The organism is Streptosporangium sp. H13245 (assembly GCF_055690525.1).
On sequence record NZ_JBSZKT010000009.1, the window covers coordinates 42,275 to 57,938 of the forward strand.

The 15,664-nt window shown below is 62.9% G+C and carries 16 protein-coding genes and 1 tRNA gene; 14 read left to right on the forward strand and 3 right to left on the reverse strand.

Annotated features, from left to right (window positions below; all coding sequences use genetic code 11):
* Nucleotides 1–22 precede the first annotated feature (22 nt).
* Both ACW9TB_RS17030 and ACW9TB_RS17035 read left to right on the forward strand, forming a co-directional pair.
* Nucleotides 23–214: a hypothetical protein gene (locus tag ACW9TB_RS17030; RefSeq protein ID WP_472749003.1), complete on the forward strand. Its 192-nt coding sequence runs from the start codon at nucleotides 23–25 to the stop codon at nucleotides 212–214.
* A 449-nt stretch (nucleotides 215–663) separates the two neighbouring features.
* The gene (locus ACW9TB_RS17035; protein WP_472749004.1) at nucleotides 664–1,803 is read left to right on the forward strand and encodes an AlbA family DNA-binding domain-containing protein; all 1,140 of its coding nucleotides are present in this window, start codon (nucleotides 664–666) and stop codon (nucleotides 1,801–1,803) included.
* 656 nt (nucleotides 1,804–2,459) lie between these two features.
* Here the strand turns inward: ACW9TB_RS17035 and ACW9TB_RS17040 are convergent.
* Nucleotides 2,460–3,776, reverse strand: a complete 1,317-nt coding sequence (locus ACW9TB_RS17040; RefSeq protein ID WP_472749005.1) for a hypothetical protein — start codon at nucleotides 3,774–3,776, stop codon at nucleotides 2,460–2,462.
* 182 nt (nucleotides 3,777–3,958) lie between these two features.
* On the reverse strand, nucleotides 3,959–5,260 hold the full coding sequence (locus ACW9TB_RS17045) for a hypothetical protein (RefSeq protein ID WP_472749006.1): 1,302 nt from the start codon (nucleotides 5,258–5,260) through the stop codon (nucleotides 3,959–3,961).
* 347 nt (nucleotides 5,261–5,607) lie between these two features.
* On the opposite strand from ACW9TB_RS17045, the gene ACW9TB_RS17050 reads away from it, so the two are divergent.
* The 9 genes from ACW9TB_RS17050 (at nucleotide 5,608) to ACW9TB_RS17090 (ending at nucleotide 12,564) form a co-directional block, all read left to right on the forward strand.
* Nucleotides 5,608–5,898 (forward strand): hypothetical protein, encoded by a 291-nt coding sequence (locus ACW9TB_RS17050; protein WP_472749007.1) that lies wholly within the window; start codon nucleotides 5,608–5,610, stop codon nucleotides 5,896–5,898.
* Nucleotides 5,899–6,179: 281 nt separating this feature from the next.
* Complete coding sequence (locus ACW9TB_RS17055) at nucleotides 6,180–6,896, forward strand: GntR family transcriptional regulator (protein ID WP_472749008.1); 717 nt, start codon at nucleotides 6,180–6,182, stop codon at nucleotides 6,894–6,896.
* Between the two features lie 366 nt (nucleotides 6,897–7,262).
* Nucleotides 7,263–7,442: a hypothetical protein gene (locus tag ACW9TB_RS17060; RefSeq protein WP_472749009.1), complete on the forward strand. Its 180-nt coding sequence runs from the start codon at nucleotides 7,263–7,265 to the stop codon at nucleotides 7,440–7,442.
* Nucleotides 7,442–7,720: a hypothetical protein gene (locus tag ACW9TB_RS17065; RefSeq protein ID WP_472749010.1), complete on the forward strand. Its 279-nt coding sequence runs from the start codon at nucleotides 7,442–7,444 to the stop codon at nucleotides 7,718–7,720. The genes ACW9TB_RS17060 and ACW9TB_RS17065 overlap by 1 nt, the downstream gene beginning before the upstream one ends.
* A 147-nt stretch (nucleotides 7,721–7,867) precedes the next feature.
* Complete coding sequence (locus ACW9TB_RS17070; protein ID WP_472749011.1) at nucleotides 7,868–9,241, forward strand: FtsK/SpoIIIE domain-containing protein; 1,374 nt, start codon at nucleotides 7,868–7,870, stop codon at nucleotides 9,239–9,241.
* Nucleotides 9,241–9,435, forward strand: a complete 195-nt coding sequence (locus ACW9TB_RS17075; RefSeq protein WP_472749012.1) for a hypothetical protein — start codon at nucleotides 9,241–9,243, stop codon at nucleotides 9,433–9,435. The genes ACW9TB_RS17070 and ACW9TB_RS17075 overlap by 1 nt, the downstream gene beginning before the upstream one ends.
* Nucleotides 9,432–11,150 carry a replication initiator gene (locus tag ACW9TB_RS17080; protein ID WP_472749013.1) on the forward strand — a complete coding sequence of 573 codons (1,719 nt, stop codon included), beginning with the start codon at nucleotides 9,432–9,434 and terminating at the stop codon, nucleotides 11,148–11,150. Before ACW9TB_RS17075 ends, ACW9TB_RS17080 begins: the two co-directional genes overlap by 4 nt.
* On the forward strand, nucleotides 11,147–11,398 hold the full coding sequence (locus ACW9TB_RS17085; protein ID WP_472749014.1) for an excisionase family DNA-binding protein: 252 nt from the start codon (nucleotides 11,147–11,149) through the stop codon (nucleotides 11,396–11,398). Before ACW9TB_RS17080 ends, ACW9TB_RS17085 begins: the two co-directional genes overlap by 4 nt.
* Nucleotides 11,398–12,564 (forward strand): tyrosine-type recombinase/integrase, encoded by a 1,167-nt coding sequence (locus tag ACW9TB_RS17090; protein ID WP_472749015.1) that lies wholly within the window; start codon nucleotides 11,398–11,400, stop codon nucleotides 12,562–12,564. Before ACW9TB_RS17085 ends, ACW9TB_RS17090 begins: the two co-directional genes overlap by 1 nt.
* A gap of 92 nt (nucleotides 12,565–12,656) precedes the next feature.
* Here ACW9TB_RS17090 and ACW9TB_RS17095 read toward each other — a convergent pair.
* A tRNA-Gly gene (locus ACW9TB_RS17095) sits at nucleotides 12,657–12,730 on the reverse strand.
* A 251-nt stretch (nucleotides 12,731–12,981) separates the two neighbouring features.
* Between ACW9TB_RS17095 and dcd the strand changes: the two genes are divergently transcribed.
* The 3 genes from dcd to ACW9TB_RS17110 all read left to right on the forward strand — a co-directional run bounded on the left by dcd (nucleotide 12,982) and on the right by ACW9TB_RS17110 (nucleotide 15,663).
* Nucleotides 12,982–13,557, forward strand: coding sequence for a dCTP deaminase (gene dcd, locus ACW9TB_RS17100; protein WP_472749016.1), 576 nt, complete (start codon nucleotides 12,982–12,984; stop codon nucleotides 13,555–13,557).
* Between the two features lie 483 nt (nucleotides 13,558–14,040).
* Entirely contained in the window at nucleotides 14,041–14,658 is a 618-nt protein-coding gene (locus ACW9TB_RS17105; RefSeq protein WP_030924556.1) for a DUF47 domain-containing protein, read from the forward strand.
* Entirely contained in the window at nucleotides 14,659–15,663 is a 1,005-nt protein-coding gene (locus ACW9TB_RS17110; protein WP_472749017.1) for an inorganic phosphate transporter, read from the forward strand.
* Nucleotide 15,664 lies beyond the last annotated feature (1 nt).

A 15,664-nucleotide genomic window follows, 5' to 3' on the forward strand; every position in this document is an offset into this window, starting at 1 on the left:
CACGGGCGACACTCTGACGGCGATGACCGGGGCCTCGCCCAAGGAGCTGCGGATGGGGTATTCCGGCACGAAGGCCGCGATGATCTATCTGCACACCGCCGAGGATCAGGACCGGGCCATCGCCGACGCACTGGGGGAGATCGTCAAGAAAGGGTTCACGTCCAAGGATGACGACGGCGATGATCCGCCCCTCGTCGAGGTCAAGATCACCTGATCTGGCACGAATCTGGCATGTGAGTGAGAATCGGCTCTGAAAACAACGAAGGCTCCGGTCCGGATTCATATCCGGGCCGGGGCCTTTGTGAGTGGAGCGGGTGACGGGAATCGAACCCGCGCTGTCAGCTTGGGAATCATCTACTGACCTTGCCGCCTTGAGCTGGGAAAACAGGGGTGCAGGTCAGAGCGGGTCGAGTCCCCGTGATTCCCCGTGAGTGACCGTGGTTCCCCGCCTGTTCTGGCACGCATCTGGCACGCGATCTTGCGTGTTGCTCAACTCCTGCCTCAAGGTAGACATGGATCCTTCCCTTGGTGCTTACGCGGCAGGGGCGAGCAATCAGCCCTTGGCCACCATCTAAGGTCGGAGCCCTCGCTGGCCCTTCGCGGCCGGCCATGAGGTGGAGAAAACCCCGCATCAGGTCAAGATCCGAAGGCATGATGGCCTTCATGGACGCACTGGCGAAGTCTAAGACACTCATCGTCGATGGATACTCGATCACCGGGACCTCCCATCTGGACATAGAGTTAGAATTTAATGACCTAGGCTCTTGCCCTGCAAGAATAAGCGCCCTAGCGTCTCAGACAATTCTCAGAGCGCAAGAATTTTACCGTACACACCCTAGCTATGAAGCGAACAAGTCATCCACGCTACCACTTGATTCGGTTAGATTTGATGATGATAAAGGGAAGGCGCCATGGGATGAAAGTGCGGGAATCTATGTAGATTTCTACTCGGAGTCGCAAATTTTTGCTCTCTTCGTGTTATCTACACTGCCAGGAATGACGCACCGCAGCCTGAAAAGTATAGTCAATCCTGTGCTTATGCGTTATGGCCTCAGCCTTGTCGGTATCGCAAGCTTGGATGAAGAATTAACTTCGGATGAAAAGCTTCGCGATTTTGCAAGAAATTGGGAGATTCGTACTTCAGTCGAATCTCCTGCTGTCACTATAGCCGATATACATAGGGCACGCAGAGAAATGAGTTACGCTGCCTTTTTTACAGGAGAGGCACTTGCGGTGCCGGAAGTAGCTTTTCAGCTCGCCTCTTCGGGAAATATTGCAGAACTCTTAGGGCGCGACGAATCTCAAACGCTTGAAGTCAAGCGTTCAGCCTATGATCTGCAAGGAAAGCCTGAAGCGCAGTGGAAAATCGAGTTGGCTCAAGACGTCTCTAGCTTCGCTAATGCTGAAGTTGGTGGACTTATAGTGATCGGCATAGAGACTAAAAAGATCGGTGACGTGGAAACTCTGAAGAAAATTCATCCTCTGCCGACTGGCTCGGGACGAGCGAAGCGATATCGGGATGTAGTCAACGGCCGCGTCCATCCTCCTATCGATCGTCTTCGAATCGAATCGGTGGAAACGGAGAGAGGCGAGGTGCTCTGTATTCTAATTCCCACTCAGAAAGAGGAGGATAAGCCTTTTATCGTCGAAGGCGGGCTAGTTAGGGGAAAAGCTAAAGGCCGAGCTTTCCATATTGTTCGGCGTAGGGGCAGTGACACTATGTGGATTGGGGGCCGCGAGCTACATGCAATGATTCTCGCGGGCCGTGCTCTATTGCGTTATGGAAGAATTGCAGATCAATAGCAGCGAGTGGGCGTACACTTCAGTTACTATGCGGGTTCGGTGGGCCGGGACTGAGGAACGAAGTCCTGGACCTTCGATCGCCCCCAACCAGGAACGGGGCCCAGTCATAGTCAGGCGATCGTCGTGCTGCATTGGTATGGCGGCAGTGCGGTACCCCGGGTGGCGGGTGAGGCTCGGTGCGTCGGGCGCTTGGTGCGGCGAGCGGCCCTGAGTCCCGCCGCCGTTCGGGACCGGCGCCCACGCCGCACGCCCGGACGGCGGAGCGGGCGGCGGGCCGTGCGGCGGCGCGGAGCGCTGCCGCCTTGATACCTATGAGAACAATTCGGCAATGTCTAGTGGCGCAACAGGCCGATTGCCCGTTTCTAAATGGACCAATCCCACTGCTTGTCTGATGGAAATTTGTGATCATTTGTCAAATCCGACGACCACTCTCCAGCGCATGGCAGTTCCGAGATCATTCCAATCTGTATGAACCCCGATCATCATATCGGCGCATCACCACCGGGAGCGGTTTTCGGCAAGGTAAGGTTTGGGTGATTCCAACAAGGCGAATCAAGGGATAATCGGCCAGAGAAGTTGAAGTACGGTAAGACGGTAATGAAGTTATCGCAGGGCATTAGATTTTGGTCGACTGCTGTCTCGCCGGGAACCTCAGCTCATTCGCTACCACTTGCCATGAAGCCCCGATGGACAGGGTTGTCAGGCTGCAAGTGCTCGCTTGAGTCCTCATTCCAGTTTGAAAAAAACTCATTTGGAAGAGGTGCGAAATGCATTATTTCCCCTTCTGGGATATCGTCATCTTCTTCGATTGTTAAGTCTAGCGCTGGACCGCCGGTGTGAGAAATTTCAAAGAAGGTTTCTCCTTCAAGGTGTTTCTCGTATTCTGCAGGCAACTCAACAAGGCTTTTGTAGGCGTATTCTTGATCTTCTGATTCCGGATCGCTCTCAGCGCCATCCTTACGGGAAGGCATGTCAAGGCCATACCCGTCAGCTATTGGCCCGGCCACTTCCTTCGCCCGTCGCGCTAATTCCGATAGATCACGTATAATATGCTGCAGATAGCTTGATAAATAATCGAAATGTACGATATCGAAATAGCGGATGCGGTTCATCTCGCGGTAGTTATTTGAATCTACTGGGTCCATCCTGGCGCTTCTCACCCAGGGGAGGCTTAGTAGATGATTTTTGCCGCCAGAAAGAACAGTCCCAATCATTGGTGCCCGAATAACCGCAGCGCAAACGATGAAGTGTATTAAGTAGCTAATATGGCCACCGTGTGTTTTTTCGGTGCTTACCTTATACTGTAGCTTAAGATGGTCGGCCGCCTTCATTAAAGGCAACGTGATTGATCGATACGTCTCCTCGCCGGTAAGTTCGAGTTTTGCGCCTTTGCGGACGGCTTTAGCGAAGGAAACAGCAAAAAGCGTTGGTACGCCACAAAAACTAAGATCGAAGGACCCGAGGACATCATGAATAGGCATCATGAAGGAAAACTCGGTCATTTCCTCGGCTGAGGTGAATATGCGCAGCTTCTCGTGAGGAAGCCCAGCAATCTCCGGATGTCGTGCCCTGGGAACAAAGGTCCCGTTTCGGAGAAAGAAGACAAAAGGGTAGGTGCTTTGCTTGCATTCGATTAGCAAGTCGACCGCTACGCGAATTCGAGCATGCCCTGTTTCGCCTTCACTTTCTCGTTCCTTTTTTGGAGGAACAAACATTTGAGTGTAAATATCTAATGACCGCGAAGTTTTGCTATCCGAATCGATGTATGCCCACTCTTCTTGCAGGAAATTCTCCACACCTTCACGGGCAAGAACGGATGAGATGACGTCGGCTACCTCTGCTTGAAATGGGTAGCCAGACTTGCTGATTGCTTCGAGAAGTGCTTGGCCCGTTACTCCCTCCGAGAGGACCCCATAGGGAGGTATTTCGTCCTCGTTGTGTGCGTGCTCCGCAGGATGATCGCCATGTTCCATGGCAAGCATGTTAGTCCCTCAACGCACAAAAGGCACCCGGTTTACGTGTGATGCTTGATTTGTGAGCCTTTCAATTAACGCCCACTCGGCATCCGTCACATCAAAGCGCGCTACGTCCAAGTTCTATCAGCCACGACCAGCCCGCTACCGAGCCTCACCTAGATCCGAATCCCAAACAGCTCTTAAAACAGCCAATCAAGGAGTTCGGGACGGCGAGTGTTGAGGGCTCGGCGGGCGGCGACATAGCGTTCGTGGAACTCCTCGGCGAGAGCTTCACGACGATAGTGCTGTCGGATGACACGGTCCAGATCTGCGGCGCGGTTGACGAGATCGGTGAGAGATTTGCGGTCGATGTCGAATGCTGTCATTCCTTGCTTTACGGCAGCATCGAGATCGCCGCGTCGGGCATGAATGATGCCGAGGTCTATGTGAGCGTCGGCGACGCGCATGGGAGCGTTTGAAGTGCCGTCCGGTCGGGTGTGCATCTGAATGGTCTCCCGCGCATGTTCTTCAGCACGCTCGTTGTCTTCGAGCCAGGTGTATGCGGTGGCGGCGTAGAAAACCCACTTGGCGTGGTCGAACACAAAGTGATGGTCCGGGTTCCCGGGAAGTGGGAGCTTGGCAAGAGCGTCAGCTCCGCGGGTGAGAGCCTTATCCGCTTCGTGGCGGTCCCCGATTCGTGCTAGACCGCGGGCCTCTTGCAGGGTGAGCTGAACCTGGGCACTGGATTGGCCGGCGACGGCCTGGCCCATGCGGGCAGAGGTGACGACGTCCTCATAGCGGCCCTCGACCAGGGCGAACCACGCCGACATCTCATGTGCCCAGCCCATGAGTTCACCGTGTCCGACCTGGCGACCCATCTCGTAGGCGGCGCGGCGGGCGGTCTCGGCCTCCTCGCGCTCTCCCAGGTCGTAGTGAACACACCCGAGCAAAGCCGTCAGCCATCCGGTGATGACGAGGAGTTCCCGGTGCTGGGCAAGGGTGATCCGTCCGCCGAGTAGACCGTTGACCTGAGAGAGGCGCTTCTGGGTCCGGTCGCGCAATGTGGCGGCCGAAACGACGGGGTAGGCGCGGCAGAGCAGATCGACGGCCTCGGCGAGGGCTTCGAGGGTGCCGGTTCCGACGTCGGACGCCTGGAGCTGCTGGGCGAGTTCCATGGTGCCGTACAGGTCGGCCTCGGCCCGCAACGCGTCCATGGGGATGATGCTGGTGGCCTCAATGAGCTGGTCGGCCCCGCGTCTGTTCGGCCGGAATCCTAGGTCTTCGGGTTGAAGTCCGGTCAACTGGGTGATGGCGATCCGGTACGGAGAATGGGGCCACCTGACCTCTCCGGCCTCCCAGCGCCGAATGCGCTCCTCATCGCACGCCAGAGACTCCCTGATGCCGACCGGCGTTGCGTTGATCCGGTGGGCCAATTCGGCGCGCGTCAGACGGTGCTCGTTACGCCACGCTCGGAGCTGGACGTTGGGGATGTTGTCGGGCATCTAGGGCCTTCCTCCCGGCTGGGGGCTCAAGAGGGGGGATTCAGGGGGGCCGTTTGGGGGTCCTGTCGTTCTCGAATTGCCGGTGGACTTGCCATCAAGCAACACGGTACGTCAGCCCGCTTTCCGCCGCAGGGAACGCGGATCAAATTCGAGGAGATGGCGACGGTGACCCGGCCAGAGGAGACCAGCGAGACACGCCCCTGCCCCGCGTGCCGGGGACGTGGAACCAAGCTGCGCAGCTCGCGCCGTGCCCTTCTCGTCGGCGGGAGCAGTGGTGATCACGAGACGCAGGGAGAACAGGAATGTCTCGACTGCCTCGCAACCGGCCGGGTCGAAAGGAACGTGAGATGAATCCGATCATGCAGACCGCTGCGGCCTGCCTACAGCAGGAACGCCAGCAGAACGAGGCACATGCCCTCACCCGGCTGCGGAACGCGCTGCTGCGGCTCGGCGTACGGGCCGAACTACGCGACAACGACAGTGCGCTGATGATCCCCCGTCCACAGGTGGGACTGCCGGTGTGGGTGTTCATCGGCTATGGCGGTGCCTTCTACTCCTGGCAGTCGGCCGAGAAGCGCCACCCGATCAGCGACGTGGTGGGCGCTGCCCAGGTTCTGGCCGATTACGTCGGTCGATAGGCGGGCGCGGCGGGGTGGTGTCCTTTGGTGCGGAGGGCACCGAAGAGCGTTACCGCTGCCCCGTCGCGTCTGATCACGTCCCGGCAGGTAGCAGAGACGGCGTGCGCGGCCCCACCCGTATAACCGCAACGCCCTTCTTCCCTCTCTCTGCCTGCCGGGACTTTCTCTGTTCTCGTTCCCCTTGCCTTCCGGTGACGTGACAGGCGGGGGAAGCCAGGTTACGCTCTGACTTGGTCAAACAACCTGTCGGGTGATGGACGGTCGTAATGTCATTAGAGTCCGTGCCTCCGAAGTACGCCCAGCTTGTTCAGGCACTTCAACGGCGCATCGAGTCGGGGGACTACCCTCCGGGCTCACTCCTGCCCAGCGAGAACCAGCTCATCAACGAGTTTGGCGTCTCCCGGCCCACCGTCGTCGCAGCATTGCGCGTGCTACGCGAACAGGGCTGGATCGACTCCCAGCAGGGTAAGGGCCGCTTCGTGCGTGGTCGTCCGGCGATGACCTCGATGGAACAGCCCCGCCCCGGACAGGCGTACCTGACCGGTCCCGAAAGTGCCTCCGACGGTGAGGTGGTGGAGGCGGCGGCTCTGGCCGTACCCAATCGCATCGCGGCCCTGCTGGACATCGCCCCGAAGAGCAAGGCGTTCCTGCGACGTCGCCTGGTCAGCCGGAACGGCGAACCGACCGAGATCGTCTCGGTGTGGATGCCGTTGGAGCTGTCCGAGGGCACCGACCTAACTAGCGCTGACCTGTTGACCGAGGGGCTTCGCGAGCATCTCCAGTCGCGCAAGGGGGTGCGCTTCGATCACATCGTGGAACAGATCGTCGCGCGCATGCCCACCGCCGAGGAGGTCAAGCGGCTCGGCATGCCGAAGAACGTCCCGCTGCTGTGTGTCTACGCGGCGGTACGTGACGCGGCCGGCCATGCCCTCGTCGTGGCGGAAGTGCTTCTTCCGGCCGATCGGCATGAGCTGGAAGACGCCTATCCGATCGGTTAGCTCAGTCTCACCCCACGAGCCCGCTTAGGTACTTGACCTACCAAGCGGGCTCTCTTATTCTCAAAGCACTTAATAGGTTAAGTGCCTGTCAGTTGACAAGAGGAGTGCCATCATGGCCTTGCAAGGACCCATCCCCGTCACCTTCGCCCAGGTCTTCCCGCACGGCTGCTACGTCGTCGGGGAAGTCGAGGCGGTCAAGGACTTCGACGCCTCCACCAACGGCCGGTTCGTCCAGTCCCGCGACAAGACCACCGGAGAACTCGTCTGGCAGGTCGCGGTCATGGACGCCGACCCGACCGTCAAGCCCGGACAGAAGACCGTGGCCGTCAAGATCCTCTCTCCGGTCCAGCCCGTTCCGCCGGCCCCATGCCGAACCTGCCCTTCACCCCGGTCGAGTTCGACCACGTCACCGCCACCCCGTACGTCAACGGCGCCGGACGTCTCGCCTACTCCATCAAGGTCCGCGAGATGCGCGCCCCGCGCACCGGTCCCGTCGCCTCCGCTCCCGCCAAGCACACCTCCACCGCTGGAAAGGACGTCGCCTGATGACGCGTCGCAGGACTCACCGCATCAGCACCATCACCCTCAACACCGGCCGTGGCGCCCGCGCCACCAACCACCCCTACCCGGCTCGCCCCCCGGTCCTGGCGCTCGACTTCGGCGCCGTCTCGCTCCTGGTCACCACCTCGGCCGGTGACCTCGTGACGGCCTCCGACGTCGAGTTCGCCCGCCAGCTCGCCCACGAGGCCAACCAGTTCGCCCGCTCGGTCGAGAGCAAGTTCACCGTCCCGGCCAACGAGCCCGAGCAGGGCAAAGCGGCCTGACACGGAAGCGGGGCCGCTGGAACTGGCATTCCGGCGGCCCCTCGTCTCCCCAGACAGCGAATCAAGAGAGGGCTCAAGCTTATGTTCAAAAAACTGCCCGGTGACGAGGCATAACACCTCGTCACCACGACCCCCGACACGGCTGTGGTGTTCCGCCCGGCCGTCCTCAAGACTCCCGCTATCGTCACCATCGTCATCTTCACCTGGCGGCTGCTGGCCGGTGCCGTGCGGCTGCTGTGGCGCTATCCGATCGCCTCACCCGTCGCCGTCGCCCCCGGCGCGCTGAGCTGGCTGTACGGCTGGCAGTGGGGTGTCGCGCTTCTCGTCCTGGTGCCCGTCGCTCTCACCGCATGGCGGCTGGTCGATCGGGCCTCGTTCCTCCGCCTGGTGGGCTGGCGGCTGCTGGCCTGGTGGCGTCGGGTGTGGATCTACCGGCGGCACTGGCAACCGGTGATGATCGTCTCCGGTCTAGGCCGTCACCTGCGGGGCCGTGACTACCTGCCCCGCCTCGTCCGTGTCACCTGCACCTCGTGGGCAGACCTGGTCACGGTGAAGATGCTCGCCGGACAATCGGTCAAGGACTGGTCCGACCGTATCGAGAACCTGGCCCATGGCTTCGGCGCCACCTCGTGCCGGGTGACCGTCGCCCGATCGGGCCGTCTGCTGCTGGCCTTCCCTCGACGCGATCCGCTGGCCGTCCCCTTACCCGCTCTACCGATTCCCGCCGTGGCGTCGGTGGGGCCGGTCGAGATCGGCAAGCAGGAGGACGGCACCCCGTGGCGGCTCAAGGTCCACGTCACTCACGTCCTGGTCGCCGGGGCCACCGGGGCGGGCAAGGGCTCGATCATCTGGTCCACCATCCGGGGCCTGCTGCCTGCCGTCCGCGTGGGCCTGGTGCAGATCTGGGCGTTGGATCCCAAGCTGATGGAACTGTCCTTCGGCCGTGACCTGTTCGACCGCTACGCCGCCGACCCGGCCACGTGCGCCGATCTGCTGGAAGCAGCCGTGAAGATCATGCAGGAGAGGGCAGGCCGGTTCGCCGGAGTTCAGCGCAACCACGTTCCTACCGTCGATGACCCGTTCGTCCTGGTAGTGGTTGACGAGGTGGCGTTCCTGACCGCCTACCAGTCCGACAAGGGGCTCAAGCTCCGCATCTCGGCGGCGCTGGCAACCTTGACCACGCAGGGTCGTGCGGTGGGGGTCGGTGTCCTGGCGGCGTTGCAGGACCCGCGCAAGGACGTGCTGAGCATCCGCAACCTGTTCCCCGACAAGATCGCGCTGCGGCTGGACGAGTCCGAACAGGTGGACATGGTCCTCGGTGACGGCGCTCGGGATCGGGGCGCGCTGGCCGACCTGATCTCACCTCAGCCGGACCTCGGCGCGGGCATCGCCTACACCCGTCTGGAGACCTCACCCGAGCCGATGCGTGCCCGTGCCGGCTACGTCTCCGATGCCGACATCCGCGACATGGTCGCCGTGTTCACCGCTGACACGCTGCCGCTGACGGTCGAGGGGGCCTGATGAGAATCACCCTGCACGGCACCCCGGCCGAGATCGAGGGCCTGCCCTTCCGGCGGCTGCGGACATTCGACGGCTCCGACCTCGCCGAAGTGACGGTGATCGTCGATCTCGACACCGCCCGGCTCCGCAAAGACCCCTACAGCGACGCCTGCCGGATCACCGCTGACGTGGTCGACCGAGAGGAGGCCATGTGACCGACACCCCTCCTGCTCCACCATCCGCCACCCCGCCCGATGGCTCCGACCGCACCTTGCCCCGCCTCGTCCGTGACACTCTGCCGTTCGCGTTGGACGTCGCGATCGAGGTCGCCAAGAACAACGGCGTCTGTATCCGCCCGATCGAGCTGCGGCGCCTCGACACCCATACCGGCACTTCTGAGTCGTTCAACATCCCCTGCGGCGCCACGCAGGAGGCCAAGTGCCCGCCGTGTGCCAACCGCAACCGCCAGCTCCGCCGGGCACAGTGCCGGGAGGGCTGGCACCTCGACCACGAACCGGTCGCCGAACCCAACCCTTCCACCGAAGACCAGCGATGGCTGATCGAGTTCCGGGCCGACGTGCAGGCCAAGCGGGACGAGGTCGAGAGGGACGGGGACGACACCCTCGACTGGGATGAGGCTATCGCGGGCATTGACGCCGAGATCAACGCCGCTGGGATGCGGGGCAACATCCTGGGCGGTCGGTCGACTCCCAAGCGCTCACGCTCGACGAGGCGGCGCCAGGACGCCCCGGATCTGCCCAAGCGGGCCAAGCAGGACACGACCCTCGGGCGGACCTTCATCGCCTCTGACGGCAAGGTCTACCGGCCGTCCCTGTTCGTCACGCTGACGCTTCCCTCCTATGGACGCGTTCGCAACGGCGTCCCGGTCAACCCGAGCACGTACGACTACGCGGCGGCGGCTCGTGACGCCCTGCACTTCTCCAAGCTCGTCGATCGGTTCGTGCAGAACCTTCGCCGGGTGGCGGGCTATGACGTGCAGTACTTCGCCTCCGTCGAACCGCAGAAGCGGCTCGCCCCGCATCTGCACATGGCGATCCGCGGGACCATGCCGCGTGCGGAGGTCAAGGCCATCGCCGCCGCGACCTACCACCAGGTGTGGTGGCCGTCCGTCGATGAGATCCGATTCGACGGTGACCAGCTGCCGGTCTGGAGCGAGCGGGCCGAACGGGCTGAGCCCTACCCCGACGGGCAGGCCGGCGACTACCTCGACCCGGCCACCGGGAAACTCCTGCCCACGTGGAACGAGGTGCTCGACCAGCTCGGCACCGACGAGGCGGCCGAACCGCTGCACGTGGTCCGCTTCGGTGCTCAGGTCGACGTTCAGGGCGTGCTCGCCGGATCGCCGGACGCTGACCAGTGCATCGGCTACCTGTCGAAGTACCTGACCAAGAGCCTCGGCGACCCCCTCGACCCTGAGGACCCGGACCACCACGCCCGTCGTGACCACGCGACCCGGATGGTTGAGGCGCTGCGCTACGAACCGTGCTCGCCGACCTGCCCGAACTGGCTGCGGTACGGCGTGCAGCCCAAAGGGGCCAAGGCGGGCATGCTGCCGGGCCGGTGCAAGGGCAAGGCGCACAAGGCCGAACACCTGGGCTACGCGGGCCGTCGCGTCCTGGTCTCGCGTAAGTGGTCGAACAAGACCCTGCGGGAGCACAAGCAGGATCGGCGGGCCTGGGTGCTCGACATGCTCGGCCTGCCCGACGAGACGGTGACCGATCCACACCGCTACGTGTGGCGGCCGGTCTCGTCCAAGGATCCCAACCGGACCCCGCTGGCCAAACGGCTGCTGCGCGAGGTCGCCAACCGCCAGCGCACCCGCGCACGCCTGATCGAACTCCAGGCCAGAGCGGACGGCCTCCCCGTTCCAGACCTTTCGGCAACTCCGGGACTGGAGGTGGCGGCATGACCAGGAAGACCAGGCAAGAGCCCACCTCGCCTCTCCCGGAACTCGCTCAAGGCCGCTTGCTCACCGTTGAAGAGGCGGCCGAACGGCTGAACACCTCGGTCCGCTTCCCTCGTCGCCTGATCGAGGAACGCCGGATTGCCTTCATCCATGTCGGACGCAACGTCCGCATCCCCGAAGCGGCGCTTGAGGCGTTCATCGCTGCCGGGATCGTCGCACCGATCGCTCCAAGAAAGAGGAGGGCTGCCTGATGGGTGGCAACAACAAGGGACGTCGTCGCCGGTTCGGGGCCGTGCGCAAGCTGCCATCGGGACGTTTCCAGGCTCGCTACACGGGGCCTGACGACGTGGAGCGAACGGCACCGGAGACCTTCGCGAGCAAGACCGATGCGGATGTCTGGCTTGCTCGGAAAGAGGCTGAGATCCACGACCAAGAGTGGACCGATCCGGACGCGGGCAAGGTTTCTTTCCGCAATTACGCGGCCTCGTGGATGACGGAGAGGACGCTCCGTCCCAAGACAGCTCAGCTCTACGAGGGCCTGCTTCGGTTGCACATCATGCCGACCTTCGGCGAGAAGCTCCTGACGGAGATCACCTCACGTCACGTTCGGCAGTGGCACACCAAGCTCCTGGAGAGCGGCCCCGGCGCGTCCACCGTGGCCAAGGCGTACCGGCTGCTGCGGGGCGTCTTGAACACGGCTGTGGAGGATGACCTGATCAAGAAGAACCCGTGCCGGATCAAGAACGCCGGAGTGGAGCGTCCCGAGGAACGCCCCGTGCTGACCGTCTCGGAGGTCTTCGCGCTGGCCGATGTCGTGCCTCGCCGGTTCCGCGCCCTGGTGCTCCTGGCGACTTTCGGCAGTATGCGATGGGGCGAGATCGCTGCCCTCCGGCGTCACAACCTCGACCTCACGGCACGGACGGTGAAGATCGAGGCGTCGGTCTCGGAGATGAGGACGGGGGAGCTCGTCACCGGCCGGCCCAAGTCGGACGCGGGCGCCCGGGTTGTCACTCTGCCTGAGGTCATCGTCGGTGACCTGACCTGGCATCTCCAGCGGTTCAGCGAACCGGAGCATGACGGCCTGGTCTTCGTGGGGGAGAAGGGTGCCCAGCTCCGGCGCAGCAACTTCACGAAGGTCTGGGCGAAAGCGCTCAAGGACGCCGGGCTTTCGCAGATCCACGTTCACGACCTTCGGCACACGGGCAACACCCTGGCGGCGATGACCGGCGCCTCGCTCAAGGAACTGATGGCGCGGATGGGCCACTCCAGCACCAAGGCCGCGATGATCTATCTCCCCACGGCCAAGGATCGGGATCGAGCCATCGCCGACGCACTGGGGGAGATCGTCAAGAAAGGGTTCACGTCCAAGGATGACGACGGCGATGATCCGCCCCTCGTCGAGGTCAAGATCACCTGATCTGGCACGAATCTGGCACGCGAGTGAGAATCAGCTCCGGAAACAACGAAGGCCCCGGTCCGGATTTACGTCCTGACCTGGGCCTTTGTGTGTGGAGCGGGTGACGGGAATCGAACCCGCGCTGTCAGCTTGGGAAGCTGATGTTCTGCCATTGAACTACACCCGCGTGCGGCGTGCCGCGCATCAATACTCTAGCGGAAAGTTGAGCGGCTCTCGTCCCTCCAGGGAGCAAGATTCGTGCCTCCCCGCCGGGAGTGAGGTCCACGCCTCCCCGCCGGAGTCCGGGAGCACAGGAGTCCGGGAGCGCGGAAGAGCGGGAGTCCGGACGGGGGTGCGGCAGTCCGGGAGTGAGGAGTGGGGTTCTTGCGTTGCCTGGGGAGACGGGTTTCGTGGCTCCGGCGTTGGTAGGTTCCACACGTGCTGCTTTCCGATCGTGACATCGCCGCTGAGATCAAGGCCGGAAGGGTCAGGATCGATCCCTTCCAGCCGGAGATGATCCAGCCGTCCAGCGTTGACGTACGCCTGGACCGCTACTTCCGTGTCTTCGAGAACCACCGGTACCCCCACATCGATCCGGCGGTCGAGCAGCCCGATCTGACGCGGATGGTCGAGCCGGACAAGGGGGAGCCGTTCATCCTGCATCCGGGGGAGTTCGTGCTGGCGAGCACGTACGAGGTCGTCACGCTGCCGGACGACATCGCCTCGCGGCTGGAGGGCAAGAGCTCGCTGGGCAGGCTCGGGCTGCTGACGCACTCGACGGCCGGGTTCATCGATCCGGGGTTCAGCGGGCACGTCACGCTGGAACTCTCCAACGTCGCGACGCTGCCGATCAAGCTCTGGCCCGGTATGAAGATCGGCCAGCTCTGCATGTTCCGGCTCAGCTCTCCTGCGGAGTATCCCTACGGTTCGGAGAAGTACGGGTCGCGCTATCAGGGGCAGCGGGGGCCGACGCCGAGCCGTTCGTACCTCAACTTCCACCGGACGCCCATCTGATCTCCACGGCTCCTTGCGGGCCTCGGGAGGGACCGGGCCGAGGGACCCGGATGCCCATCTGATCTTCCCGGCCCCCTGTGAGCCTCGGGAGGGACCGGGCCGAGGGACCCGGACGCGGTTTGGTGGGGGCCGTGATGGAAATCACCCTGGTTTTTCGGGGAGTCGCCTGGTCTGTCCGATCTTGATGGGTATCGGAGAAACGTCGTGGAAGCGGGGACTGTGGAGAGGAGTGCGGGTGGCACGCCGGACGGCGATCCCGGGGAGAGAGTCCCATACGTGACCTGTCTTCGGCATAATGTGGCCGAAAACTAGCAAAAACGGTCACCGGAAAGATGCTCGCAAGACTGCCTCAAGCTGTGTGTCGCCGGGGACCCTCCGGGTAACGACATCACGAAGAGTGCGCGTCTAGCGGGTGAAGTTCGTATTTCCGCTGGTAACCCGTACCCTTCTCTGCGGACCATCCCCGCACATCTGGAGAACGACGTGCGCCTGCGTCTCACACCAAGTGAGGACAGCTACTACGACTTGTTCGCCGACTCGGCGAACAACCTCGTCACAGCGTCCCGTCTGCTGGTAGAGATCATCAGTGACGGATCGGACAGGGAAGCCCTGGCCGAGAAGATGCGCGCATGTGAGCACGCCGGTGACGAGCGCACTCACGCGATCATGAATCGGCTCAACGAGAGCTTCATCACGCCCTTCGACCGCGAGGACATCTACCGTCTCGCCTCGAACCTCGACGACGTGATGGACTACATGGAGGCCGCCGCCGACCTGATCGTCCTGTACCAGATCGACCACCTCCCCAAGGAGGTCGTCCGGCAGGTCGAGGTCCTGGAGCGCGCCGCGGAGCTCACCGCCGAGGCCATGCCCCGGCTGCGTTCGATGAAGAACCTCAACGAGTACTGGATCGAGATCAACCGGCTGGAGAACCAGGCCGACCAGGTCTACCGCCGCCTTCTCGCCAAGCTCTTCGGCGGGGAGTACGACGCGTTGACCGTCCTCAAGATGAAGGAGGTCATCGATCAGCTTGAGATGGCCGCCGACGCCTTCGAGCACGTGGCCAACACGATCGAGTCGATCGCGGTCAAGGAAAGCTAAGTGGATCTCACGCTCGCACTCGTCATCGGCGTGGTGGTCGTGGCGTTGGTGTTCGACTACACCAACGGTTTCCACGACGCCGCGAACGCGATCGCGACCTCCGTCTCGACGCGCGCGCTGACGCCGAGGGCCGCGCTGTTCATGGCCGCGGCCATGAACTTCCTGGGTGCGCATCTCGGTACGCAGGTGGCGGCGACCGTCGGCAAAGGCATCATCGACGCCCCGCAGGGAAGCCACGGCCTCGTCATCGTCGGCTCGGGTCTGATCGGCGCGATCACCTGGAACCTCGTCACCTGGTATTTCGGCCTTCCCTCCTCAAGCAGTCACGCGCTGATCGGCGGTCTGGTCGGCTCCGCGATCGCCTCGGCGAGCACCGTCCACTGGGACGGCGTGCTGGAGAAGGTCGTCATCCCGATGATCCTGTCTCCGCTGATCGGCTTCACCCTCGCCGGACTCATCATGATCGCGATTCTATGGGGGTTCCGGCGCTCCCAGCCCACGAAGACCAACCGGGGCTTCCGCCACGCGCAGACCGTGTCCGCGGCGGCGATGGCGCTGGGCCACGGTCTCCAGGACGCGCAGAAGACCATGGGGGTCATCTTCCTGGCCCTCGTGGTCGGCGGTTACCAGAACGACGGCGACCCGATTCCCCAGTGGGTCATCCTCGCCGCGGCCACGGCCATCTCGCTCGGCACGTACGCGGGCGGCTGGCGGATCATGCGGACGCTCGGGCGCCGGATCATCGCGCTCGACCCGCCGCAGGGGTTCGCCGCGGAGACGGCCGCGGCGACCGTGCTCTACACGGCGGCCATCGGCTTCGGCGCCCCCATCTCGACCACTCACACGATCACCAGCGCGATCATGGGCGTCGGCGCCACCAAGCGCCTGTCGGCCGTGCGCTGGGGCGTCGCGGGCAACATCGTGACCGCCTGGATCCTCACGATCCCGGCCGCCGCGCTCGTCGCCGCGCTGTCCTACTTCGCGCTCCACTGGATGGTCGAGTAGT

What these genes read in the sequence shown, in the direction of transcription:
- ACW9TB_RS17030 (WP_472749003.1), top strand. Translation starts at nt 23, where the DNA reads ATGACCGGGGCCTCGCCCAAGGAGCTGCGGATGGGGTATTCCGGCACG.
- ACW9TB_RS17035 (WP_472749004.1), top strand. Translation starts at nt 664, where the DNA reads ATGGACGCACTGGCGAAGTCTAAGACACTCATCGTCGATGGATACTCG.
- ACW9TB_RS17040 (WP_472749005.1), bottom strand. Translation starts at nt 3,776, where the DNA reads ATGGAACATGGCGATCATCCTGCGGAGCACGCACACAACGAGGACGAA.
- ACW9TB_RS17045 (WP_472749006.1), bottom strand. Translation starts at nt 5,260, where the DNA reads ATGCCCGACAACATCCCCAACGTCCAGCTCCGAGCGTGGCGTAACGAG.
- ACW9TB_RS17050 (WP_472749007.1), top strand. Translation starts at nt 5,608, where the DNA reads ATGAATCCGATCATGCAGACCGCTGCGGCCTGCCTACAGCAGGAACGC.
- ACW9TB_RS17060 (WP_472749009.1), top strand. Translation starts at nt 7,263, where the DNA reads ATGCCGAACCTGCCCTTCACCCCGGTCGAGTTCGACCACGTCACCGCC.
- ACW9TB_RS17065 (WP_472749010.1), top strand. Translation starts at nt 7,442, where the DNA reads ATGACGCGTCGCAGGACTCACCGCATCAGCACCATCACCCTCAACACC.
- ACW9TB_RS17075 (WP_472749012.1), top strand. Translation starts at nt 9,241, where the DNA reads ATGAGAATCACCCTGCACGGCACCCCGGCCGAGATCGAGGGCCTGCCC.
- ACW9TB_RS17085 (WP_472749014.1), top strand. Translation starts at nt 11,147, where the DNA reads ATGACCAGGAAGACCAGGCAAGAGCCCACCTCGCCTCTCCCGGAACTC.
- ACW9TB_RS17090 (WP_472749015.1), top strand. Translation starts at nt 11,398, where the DNA reads ATGGGTGGCAACAACAAGGGACGTCGTCGCCGGTTCGGGGCCGTGCGC.